This window comes from Hydrogenimonas sp. (genome assembly GCF_029932565.1).
Taxonomy (GTDB): Bacteria; Campylobacterota; Campylobacteria; order Campylobacterales; family Hydrogenimonadaceae; genus Hydrogenimonas.
This window is the reverse complement of sequence record NZ_JAOZPV010000072.1, coordinates 1-9,367: the sequence shown is the minus strand read 5'-3', so window position 1 is coordinate 9,367 and position 9,367 is coordinate 1. Positions and strand designations below refer to the sequence as shown.

General features: G+C 51.7%; 20 protein-coding genes. All 20 read right to left on the bottom strand.

What is annotated here, in order from left to right; translation table 11 throughout:
* Positions 1 to 92 precede the first annotated feature (92 nt).
* The gene (secY, locus tag Q1K24_RS08135; RefSeq protein WP_300368645.1) at positions 93 to 1,355 is read right to left on the bottom strand and encodes a preprotein translocase subunit SecY; all 1,263 of its coding nucleotides are present in this window, start codon (positions 1,353 to 1,355) and stop codon (positions 93 to 95) included.
* A gap of 2 nt (positions 1,356 to 1,357) precedes the next feature.
* Entirely contained in the window at positions 1,358 to 1,756 is a 399-nt protein-coding gene (rplO, locus tag Q1K24_RS08130) for a 50S ribosomal protein L15 (RefSeq protein WP_300368642.1), read from the bottom strand.
* A 3-nt stretch (positions 1,757 to 1,759) separates the two neighbouring features.
* Positions 1,760 to 2,203, bottom strand: a complete 444-nt coding sequence (gene rpsE, locus Q1K24_RS08125) for a 30S ribosomal protein S5 (protein ID WP_092912926.1) — start codon at positions 2,201 to 2,203, stop codon at positions 1,760 to 1,762.
* 9 nt (positions 2,204 to 2,212) lie between these two features.
* Positions 2,213 to 2,569, bottom strand: a complete 357-nt coding sequence (rplR, locus tag Q1K24_RS08120; RefSeq protein ID WP_300368639.1) for a 50S ribosomal protein L18 — start codon at positions 2,567 to 2,569, stop codon at positions 2,213 to 2,215.
* 10 nt (positions 2,570 to 2,579) lie between these two features.
* Entirely contained in the window at positions 2,580 to 3,113 is a 534-nt protein-coding gene (gene rplF, locus Q1K24_RS08115) for a 50S ribosomal protein L6 (RefSeq protein ID WP_300368635.1), read from the bottom strand.
* An 11-nt stretch (positions 3,114 to 3,124) separates the two neighbouring features.
* A complete protein-coding gene (rpsH, locus tag Q1K24_RS08110; protein ID WP_300368632.1) occupies positions 3,125 to 3,520 on the bottom strand; it encodes a 30S ribosomal protein S8 in 396 nt (131 codons plus the stop codon).
* 9 nt (positions 3,521 to 3,529) lie between these two features.
* Entirely contained in the window at positions 3,530 to 3,715 is a 186-nt protein-coding gene (locus Q1K24_RS08105; protein WP_286336179.1) for a type Z 30S ribosomal protein S14, read from the bottom strand.
* Positions 3,708 to 4,259 (bottom strand): 50S ribosomal protein L5, encoded by a 552-nt coding sequence (rplE, locus tag Q1K24_RS08100; RefSeq protein ID WP_300368629.1) that lies wholly within the window; start codon positions 4,257 to 4,259, stop codon positions 3,708 to 3,710. Before rplE ends, Q1K24_RS08105 begins: the two co-directional genes overlap by 8 nt.
* Position 4,260: 1 nt before the next feature.
* Positions 4,261 to 4,497, bottom strand: a complete 237-nt coding sequence (gene rplX, locus Q1K24_RS08095) for a 50S ribosomal protein L24 (protein WP_201351987.1) — start codon at positions 4,495 to 4,497, stop codon at positions 4,261 to 4,263.
* On the bottom strand, positions 4,497 to 4,865 hold the full coding sequence (gene rplN, locus Q1K24_RS08090; RefSeq protein ID WP_300368626.1) for a 50S ribosomal protein L14: 369 nt from the start codon (positions 4,863 to 4,865) through the stop codon (positions 4,497 to 4,499). The genes rplX and rplN overlap by 1 nt, the downstream gene beginning before the upstream one ends.
* Positions 4,862 to 5,119 carry a 30S ribosomal protein S17 gene (gene rpsQ / locus Q1K24_RS08085; protein WP_300368623.1) on the bottom strand — a complete coding sequence of 86 codons (258 nt, stop codon included), beginning with the start codon at positions 5,117 to 5,119 and terminating at the stop codon, positions 4,862 to 4,864. Before rpsQ ends, rplN begins: the two co-directional genes overlap by 4 nt.
* Positions 5,120 to 5,130: 11 nt before the next feature.
* Complete coding sequence (rpmC, locus tag Q1K24_RS08080; RefSeq protein WP_300368620.1) at positions 5,131 to 5,322, bottom strand: 50S ribosomal protein L29; 192 nt, start codon at positions 5,320 to 5,322, stop codon at positions 5,131 to 5,133.
* A complete protein-coding gene (rplP, locus tag Q1K24_RS08075) occupies positions 5,309 to 5,734 on the bottom strand; it encodes a 50S ribosomal protein L16 (RefSeq protein ID WP_300368617.1) in 426 nt (141 codons plus the stop codon). Before rplP ends, rpmC begins: the two co-directional genes overlap by 14 nt.
* 2 nt (positions 5,735 to 5,736) lie before the next feature.
* Positions 5,737 to 6,432 (bottom strand): 30S ribosomal protein S3, encoded by a 696-nt coding sequence (gene rpsC / locus Q1K24_RS08070; protein WP_300368614.1) that lies wholly within the window; start codon positions 6,430 to 6,432, stop codon positions 5,737 to 5,739.
* The gene (gene rplV, locus Q1K24_RS08065) at positions 6,432 to 6,758 is read right to left on the bottom strand and encodes a 50S ribosomal protein L22 (protein ID WP_300368611.1); all 327 of its coding nucleotides are present in this window, start codon (positions 6,756 to 6,758) and stop codon (positions 6,432 to 6,434) included. The genes rpsC and rplV overlap by 1 nt, the downstream gene beginning before the upstream one ends.
* A 9-nt stretch (positions 6,759 to 6,767) precedes the next feature.
* Positions 6,768 to 7,049, bottom strand: a complete 282-nt coding sequence (gene rpsS / locus Q1K24_RS08060; RefSeq protein WP_201351994.1) for a 30S ribosomal protein S19 — start codon at positions 7,047 to 7,049, stop codon at positions 6,768 to 6,770.
* Positions 7,050 to 7,063: 14 nt separating this feature from the next.
* Complete coding sequence (gene rplB, locus Q1K24_RS08055; protein WP_300368608.1) at positions 7,064 to 7,894, bottom strand: 50S ribosomal protein L2; 831 nt, start codon at positions 7,892 to 7,894, stop codon at positions 7,064 to 7,066.
* A 10-nt stretch (positions 7,895 to 7,904) separates the two neighbouring features.
* Entirely contained in the window at positions 7,905 to 8,186 is a 282-nt protein-coding gene (locus Q1K24_RS08050; protein ID WP_300368606.1) for a 50S ribosomal protein L23, read from the bottom strand.
* 1 nt (position 8,187) lies between these two features.
* Complete coding sequence (gene rplD / locus Q1K24_RS08045) at positions 8,188 to 8,802, bottom strand: 50S ribosomal protein L4 (RefSeq protein ID WP_300368602.1); 615 nt, start codon at positions 8,800 to 8,802, stop codon at positions 8,188 to 8,190.
* The coding region (gene rplC / locus Q1K24_RS08040) for a 50S ribosomal protein L3 (protein ID WP_300368599.1) at positions 8,799 to 9,367 on the bottom strand (569 nt) is incomplete at its 5' end. The genes rplC and rplD, both read right to left, overlap by 4 nt.

Genomic DNA, 9,367 nt, shown 5'->3' with positions numbered 1-9,367 from the left:
CTCTCCTGTAGATATTGGAGCGTCTCCCCGACAATCTTGTTCGCTTTGCGTAGTTGTTCGATCTCTGCAGGTTTGCGGATCGCAATCGACATCTACAGACCTACCGCGCTGAGCGTTTCGTATTTGCTCATATAGATCTGTGCTTCGATTTTACGCATCGTATCGAGAGCGACCTGCACGACGATCAGTACGGCTGTTCCGCCGAAATAGAAAGGAACACCCATCCCTTTGACCAGAACCCACGGCAGTGTGGAGATAATCGCCAGATAGATGGCTCCCCAGAATGTCAGACGGCTCGCCACCTCGTTGAGAAACTCGGCCGTATGCTCGCCCGGGCGTACGCCCGGAATGAATCCGCCCTGCCGTTTCAGATTCTCCGCGATATCTTTTGCATTGAAGACAATCGACGCGTAGAAGTAGGCGAAAAAGATGACGAACAGGAACATCATGACATTGAAGGTGTAGCTGTTCGGGTTCAGAAAATCGGAGATCTTCTGAACGATCGGGTTGGTCGACGCCTGGAGAATCGTGCTCGGGAACATCAGAATCGCCGAAGCAAAGATAGGCGGAATGACACCCGATAGGTTCACCTTGATCGGGATGTAGTTCATGACCCGCTTCTTTTGATTCTGCATCATCACCTTGCGCGAGTAGCTGACCGGTACACGCCGTTCACCCAGCTCCACATAGATAATGAATCCGACCGTCGCGATGATAATCGCAAGAATCGCAAGGACGACAAGAAAGTTCAGCTCACCCGTGTTGACGAGATTGATTGTTCCGCCGATCGCGGTCGGAATGGAGCTGACAATCCCCGCGAAGATGATCAGCGAAATACCGTTGCCGACACCGCGCTGGGTGATCTGCTCACCGATCCACATCAGCAGCATCGTACCCGTCAGCATCGAGAAGGCCGCCATCGTGACAAATGTCGTCGTGTCGACCATGATCGCACTCTCTCCGCCTTTCCCTGTCAGACTCTGCAGTCCGATAGCGACACCGACTGCCTGAATCAGTGTGATGGCGATCGTTGCATAACGGATGATCTGCATATATTTCGTCATCCCGTCACGCTCTTTTTTCATTTTCCCGAGTTCGGGAAATGTGGCGGCAAGAAGTTCCATGATGATCGATGCCGTAATGTAGGGCATGATACCGAGGGAGATGATGCTGAGCCTGCTGATGGCGTTACCGCTGAACATATTGAACATGCCCAGAGCATTGGAGGAGTTGGAATCAAAGAAATCTTTGATAACGTCGACGTTAACACCGGGAACCGGCACATAGGCCAGAATCCGGTATGCCAGTAAAAATCCCAATGTGATCAGGATTTTATTGACCAATGACTTTGTCATGGTTATTTTCCGCTGGTTGTAATACGCTCGTCTTTGATTTTGGCGGCAAGCTCGCGAGCCGCTTTGCCGATCAATTTAACGCGCTTGTGTTTACCTTTGATGGTATGAACACTCAGAAGTGTCTCCATGGTAATCTCGCTGAGCTCTGCGATTGCAGGAACACGCTCGACGTTGATCACATACGGCTTCTCCACCCTGGAGCGGAAACCGACTTTCGGAAGGCGGCGCTGAATCGGCTGCTGTCCGCCCTCGAACCCGCGCTTCTGCTTGTAGCCGGTTCGGGACTTCTGTCCTTTGTTGCCGCGTGTCGCGGTCTTGCCCATGCCGCTTCCCTGGCCGCGGCCGACACGCTTGCGGTTTTTCGTGCTTCCCTGAGCGTTTGTAAGATTGTGCAGTGACATCGCTTATCCTTTGATTCGGCTTAGCGCTTCAACAGTCGCACGAACGAGGTTGTTCGGGTTGTTGGAGCCCAGTGATTTGGTCAGGATATCCTTGATACCGGCGAGCTCGATAACGGGACGCGCGGCACCACCGGCGATAACTCCCGTACCTTCGCTGGCCGGCTTGAGCAGAATTTTGCTCGAATTGTATTTGTGCTCGATATCGTGTGCGATCGTCGAGCCTTTGATGTTGACTTTGACTAGGTTTTTGAACGCTTCGTCGATACCTTTGCGGATCGCATCGGGAACCTCTTTCGCTTTCCCCATACCAAAGCCGACTGTTCCGTTGCGGTCACCCACAACAACGAGTGCTGTAAATCGGAATCGTCGACCACCCTTGACAACTTTCGTGACACGGCCGATGTTGACGATAACTTCTTCGAAATCTTCTCGATTGATATTTTCCATATTGTACCCTTACACCTGTATTCCGTTTTCACGCAACGCGTCGGCAAATGCCGCGACAACACCGTGATAGATGTAGCCGTTGCGATCGAATACCGCTTTGTCGAGACCTTTGGCTTTCATCGCAGATGCCAACCCTTCGGCCACTTTGACAGCTGCCTCTTTATTCGCTTTGAGTCCCATAACACGGCCGTCAGCCGCTGCAACCGTCACACCGGCTACATCGTCAATCGCCTGGGCGTAGACATGCTTGTTCGAGCGGAAAATGGTAATACGCGGTTTTTCAGCCGTGCCGAAAATTTTGCCGCGTACACGGGCTTTACGTTTCGCACGCTGTGAATTCTTTTTCAAAAGTAGTGTTCTATTCATTCTTCAACCCTTATTTACCTGTTTTACCGGCTTTGCGGAGAATCACTTCATCCACATATTTGACACCCTTGCCCTTGTAAGGCTCCGGTGGACGGAACGCGCGGATTTCGGCTGCAACCTGACCCACTTTCTGCTTGTCCTGTCCTTTGACAGAGACAACATTTTTCTCAACCGCGATCTGGATTCCTTCCGGAATCTCGTAGTTGACCGGGTGCGAGAAGCCAAGCTGAAGCTCCAGCGTTTTGCCCTTGACAGCTGCACGGTAACCGACACCGTTGATTTCGAGTTTTTTCTCGAATCCCTGTGTCAATCCGATGATCATGTTCTGTGTCAGCGCGCGGTAGGTTCCCCAGAATGCGCTGCTGGCTTTGTCATCGCCTTTACGATGGAAGATGACCTCTTTATCGGTCACTTCGACATCGACACGACCATGTGTATCGAGGCGTTTGACATCTTTTCCTTTGGAAACGACAACTTCTGTACCCTCGACCTTGACTTCGACGCCTGCCGGGATATCAATCGGTTTCTTTCCTATACGTGACATATTCTAATTCCTTACCAGATACTGCAAAGCACTTCGCCGCCGATTCCGCGCTTGTACGCTTCATCGTTGGCAAGAACGCCCTGGGATGTGCTTACGACAATCGTGCCGTAGCCGTTTTTGAATCGTTTGATCTCTTCCTTGCCTTTGTAGACGCGTCGTCCGGGCTTGGAGATCCGTTTGATCTCATTGATGACAGTATGTCCATTGTCATCATATTTCAATACAACATTGATACTTTTTTTACCATCGTTTTCAACCACTTTGTAGTTCTCGATGTAACCTTTCTCCTGAAAGATTTTCATAATCGCTTCAATCATTTTGCTATAGAGCAACGTGGTCACTTCCAACCGTCGCATCGATGCGTTTCTGATTCGTGTCAAAGAATCTGCAATCAGATCGTTCACCATGCTATCTCCTTACCAGCTTGCTTTTTTGATGCCAGGAAGAAGTCCTTCGCTAGCCATTTTGCGCAGACAGATACGGCAGATGCCGAAATCTCTGTACACAGAGTGCGGGCGGCCGCAGATGCTGCAGCGCGTGTACGCACGAACTTTGAATTTTGGTTTTCGCTGTTGCTTCGCAATCATCGATTTTTTAGCCATTTTGTCGTCCTTTTGCAAAAGGCAGTCCCAGCTTCTCGAGAAGCGCGAATGCCGCTTTGTCACTATCCGTCGTTGTAACGATGGTAATGTTCATACCATGCGTTTTGATGATGTTGTCGTATTCGACTTCCGGGAAGATCAGCTGCTCGTCCAGACCGAAGTTGTAGTTTCCGTGTCCGTCGAATCCGTTTCTGGAAAGACCGCGGAAATCTTTCACACGCGGCAGTGCGACGCTGATCAGCTTGTCGAGAAAATTGTACATCATGTCAGCACGAAGCGTCACTTTGACACCGACCGGCATACCTTCACGCACTTTGAATCCCGCAACCGATTTGCGTGCCGGGACGATGAGCGCTTTCTGGCCGGCGATCAGGCTGATCGTATCGGCGATATTCTGAATCACTTTCGTATCCTTCGCATCGTCGCCGCAGCCCACACTGATGATGATCTTTTCGAGCGCCGGAATCAGCATCGGATTTTCGAGCTCCAGTTCATCTTTCAGAACCGGCTTCAATTCGTTAAATTTCTCTTTCAGTCTCAACATCTTAGGCACCTTCTACTTTGCGTACGTTGGAGATGTGAATCGGCATCTCTTTGTTGACAAACCCGCCTTCAGGATTCTGCTCGGTCGGCTTGACCGCCTTTTTGACCACTTTGCATCCTGCGACGATGACAGCATCTTTGGCAGGCAGCACCTGAAGTACTTCCGCCTTTTTGCCTTTGTCATCACCGGCGATAATTTCGACTGTATCGCCCTTTTTGATTTTGAATTTCTTAGCCATTACAGAACCTCCGGTGCAAGCGATACGATTTTCATGAAGTTCGCGTAGCGCACTTCACGGCTGACAGGTCCGAAAATACGTGTACCGATCGGCTCTTTCTTCGTATCGAGAATGACCGCCGCATTGTCGTCGAACCGGATCAGAGAACCGTTTTCACGCTGAATCTCTTTTTTCGTTCGGACAACGACCGCTTTGACGACCTGTCCTTTTTTGACCTTGCCGTTTGGCAATGCTTTCTTGACGGACGCGACAATCACGTCGCCAACGCTGGCGTAACGCCGCTTGCTGCCGCCGAGGACCTTGATACACATAATCTCTTTTGCGCCGCTGTTGTCCGCGACGTTCAGTCTTGTGAAACTCTGAATCATGATCCGACTCCTCTACTCACGATCTCTTTGAGACGGAACGACTTCGTTTTGGAGATCGGTCGGCATTCGATCGCCGTGACCACATCACCCACGTGTGTCGCATTGTTCTCATCGTGAATAAGATACTTTTTAAAGCGTTTGACAGTCTTGTGATAGCGCGGGTGCATAATGCGGCGCTCGACCAGAATGGTCGCCGTCTTGTCGCCCGCTTTCTTGACAACTGTTCCTTGAATAATACGTTTATGAGACGCCATAATCTAAATCCTTATCCATTCTTCTGCGCGCTGATGGCAGTCTTGATACGTGCGATGTCCTTGCGGCATACACGAATCTCGTTCGGGTTGGTAAGCTGCATCGTTTTGAGCTTGAGTTTCAGCTCAAACAGCTCCATCTTCTTCTCTTTCAACATCGTTTCGAGCTCTTCACGGCTCTTTTCACTAATCTCAGTATATTTCATTGCTAGCCTCTTGCGTTACAATTTTTGTTTTGAAAGGAAGTTTGTGCATCGCAAGCGTCAGCGCTTCGCGCGCCAGCTTCTCTTCGACACCTGCCATCTCATAGATGATGCGGCCGGGCTTGATATTCATAACCCATTTGTCCACGGCACCTTTACCTTTACCCATTCGTGTTTCGAGGGGTTTGGCAGTGATCGGCTTGTCGGGAAAGACACGGATCCAGACCTTACCGGTACGCTTGACATGACGCGTCATCGCGACACGTGCCGCTTCGATCTGACGGCTGTCGATACGTCCCGCTTCGGTCGCTTTGATTCCGATGCTTCCGAAAGCGAGCTGGTTGCCGCGATAGGCTTTGCCGCGGTTACGACCTTTCTGCTGTTTTCGGTATTTCGTTCGTTTAGGCATCAACATGATTAACTCCTCCCACGTCTCGGAGCACGGCGGCCGCGTTTCTCTTCGGCAGGCTCCGGTTGAATCCCCTTCTGGAGAACCTCACCTTTGAAGATCCATACTTTGACACCGATAATTCCGTAAGTTGTATAGGCCTGCGCAAAACCGTAATCGATTTTCGCACGCAGTGTATGCAGCGGCACACGGCCTTCCAGATACCACTCGGTTCGCGCCATTTCGGCACCGCCAAGGCGGCCGGCTACCTGGACTTTGATCCCTTTCGCGCCCGCTTTCTGGGCAGCCTGGATCACTTTCTTCATTGCACGGCGGAAGGCGACACGACGCTCGAGCTGTGTCGCGATATTTTCCGCCGCCAGCTGAGCGGAGGCCTGCGGACGCTTCTCTTCGCGAATGTTCAGTGCCACCGGCTTTTGCACCATGTTCTGCAGGCGTGTCTTCAGTTTTTCGATATCGGCACCCTTTTTACCGATGATGATACCGGGGCGGGCTGCGACGATCGTCACACGAAGGCGCTTTGCAGTACGCTCGATGATGATATCTGCGATTCCCGCATAGTAGAGCTCCTTTTTCAGGAACTTGCGGATTTTGTCATCTTCCGCAATGAATGCAGGGACACGCTGCCAGTTCGGATACCAGCGGGATGACCAGTTACGGTTGATACCAAGGCGCATACCAATCGGATTGACTTTCTGACCCATTACTTATCCTTCGCTTCTGTGACTTCGACGATCACGTGAGATGTTGGTTTCATGATGCGTGATGCACGGCCGCGCGCACGCGGTTTCCAGCGCTTCAGAACCGGCCCTTTGTCGATACGGCAGGAAGAGATGACCACCTCTTCCGGCTCGTAACCGCCGTTGGCTACGGCTGACGCGATCACTTTCGAAATGACTTTCGCCGCTTTGTTCGGCATAAACTCGAGGCTGGCCAGAGCCAGTTCCGCGTTCATACCCTGAACTTCGCGTGCAATCAGTCGTGCTTTCGTCGGGCTGAGGCGAATGAATTTCAGTGTTGCTTTGCTCATGCGGCCCCCTTATTTCCCGATCTTTTTCTGTACCGAGCCTTTGTGGCCGCGGAACGTACGTGTCGGAGCAAACTCGCCGAGTTTGTATCCGACGTGGTTCTCCGTAATATATACGGGAACGAACTGGCGTCCGTTGTGGACGTTGATAGTCAAACCGATCATCTCCGGGAAGATGGTGCTTCGGCGTGACCAGGTCTTAATTGGTTTCGTATCACCGGTCTCTTTCGCTTTGAGCACTTTTTTCATTAGATGCTCGTCGATAAAAGGACCTTTTTTAATCGATCTTGCCATGTCTACCTATCCTCTTATTTTTTCTTGCGTCGTGAAATGATCAGTTTGTCACTAGCTTTCTTACGACGAGTTTTAAAGCCTTTGGTCGGCATACCCCAGGGTGTCACCGGATGGCGTCCGGAATTCGTTTTACCTTCACCACCACCGTGCGGGTGATCGACCGGGTTCATCGCCGAGCCGCGTGTCTGCGGACGGATACCGAGGTGTCGGCTGCGTCCCGCTTTGCCGATAACGATATTGCTGAACTCTTCATTGCCGACCGTTCCGATCGTCGCCATGCACTCACCGAGAATTTTGCGCATCTCGGAACTGGGCATACGGATGATGACGTATTTGTCTTCACGACCCATGATCTGTGCGTAGCCACCGGCACTTCGGACCAGCTGACCGCCTTTGCCCGGCTTCATTTCAATATTGTGAACCAGCGTACCGACCGGGATATTCTTCAGCTTCATCGCGTTACCCGGCTTGATATCCAGACCCGCTTCGGCCGCCTGGACTTTGTCGCCCACTTTCAGGCCGCTCGGCTGGATGATGTATCGTTTGTCACCGTCTGCATAGTTGACCAGACAGATGCGGCAGTTGCGGTACGGATCGTACTCGATCGTCGCCACGGTACCTTCGATGCCGAATTTGTTGCGCTTGAAGTCGATGATGCGATAGAGCTTCTTCGCACCCGCCTCTTTGTGGCGCGACGTAATACGGCCGCGGTTGTTGCGTCCCGCTTTCGCAGGCAGTTTTTTCAGCAGCTTGCGCACCGTCGGTTTGGACGTGATGTCGCTGCTGTCGACGCCGCTCATATAGCGTCGGCTCGGTGTATACGGTTTGTATGTTTTAATTGCCATTGCCTATCCCTTACGCGCTCAAGCTCTCGATGTGTGCGCCTTCCGGCAGCTTCACATAGAACTTTTTGAAATCCGGACGTTTCCCCTCTTTTCCACGGAAACGCTTCACTTTACCGCTCTGGCGAAGAGAGTTGACCTTCACCGGGTTGACACCGAAATACTCTTTGAAGATCGCTTTGAGCTGATTCTTCGTCACTTTCGGAGATGTCTGAACCACGATGACACCCTCTTCCTGAAGGCCCAATGTCTTTTCAGTATAAAGTATCGATTTGATATCAGTAATATCCGCCATCTTAGCCCTCTTTCGTCAGATTTTCCCAAACCGCTTTCTCGATGACAACCGCGCGATACGCTGCTGCAAGATAGCCGTTGAGTTCATTCTCTTCGATCAAATAACAGTTCGGAAGATTTCTAAATGCCATATAGGTTTTGTCGTCGATCAGAGACTTGACCCACAGAGCATCACGCTCGCCCAGTTTGTTCATCATCGCCGCCGCGTCTTTTGTCTTGCCGCTGGCGACTTCGACGCTGTCAACGATGTAGAGTTTGCCGTTGGCTGCTTTTTCGGCCAGGGCGTGCATCAGCGCCAGACGCTTCTGCTTCTTGTTGACTTTCTGGTCGTAGTTGCGGTTCGCTTTCGGTCCGAACGCGACACCGCCGCCGACGAAGAGCGGAGAGCGGATCGAGCCGGCACGTGCGCCGCCTCGGCCTTTCTGGCTCCAGGGTTTCTTGCCGCCGCCACTGACAGCGGAGCGGTTTTTGGTGTGCGCCGTGTTGGAGCGCAGCGCCGCCTGATACGACTTTACATATAAATATAGGTTGTGCGGACTCGCTTCGAGGAAGTTTGCCGGAACTTCCGCTTCACCCGCTTTTTCCATCTTTTCGTTCAAAACTACTGCTGTACTCATTTAGAAATCCTTACTCGTCCCATTGCGCCGTTCGGTCCCGGAACCGCACCCTTGACAACAAGGATCTTGTTTTCCGGATCGAATGAAACGATTTCGTTTTTTACCGTCACCTTCGCATTACCGTACTGACCAGGCATCTTCTGTCCCGGCTGTACGCGTCCGGGCCACTCACAGTTACCGATCGATCCCGGTGCTCTGTGGAAACGTGAACCGTGGCTTCGGGGTCCTCCCGCAAAGTTCCATCGCTTCATGACACCTGAAAATCCGCGACCTTTGCTGGTGAATGTCACTTTGACTTTTTTCGCTTCGGCAAGCGGTGTCAAATCGAGATCACCCGCTTCGGTGTTGGCGACTTTCAGTGTCGCGAAACGGTTGTATTCAGGGCTCAACCCATACTTCTTCTGCTGACCTTCGACCGCTTTGTTGCGCTTTTTGCCACTGGCATACGCGACGATCGCACGGCCATCTTCCGTGATTTCACACACTTTGATATCCTGCACCTTCAGAAGTGTGACAGGGATACTCGGTACATTGATTGTTCGGCTCATGCCGATTTTTTCTACGA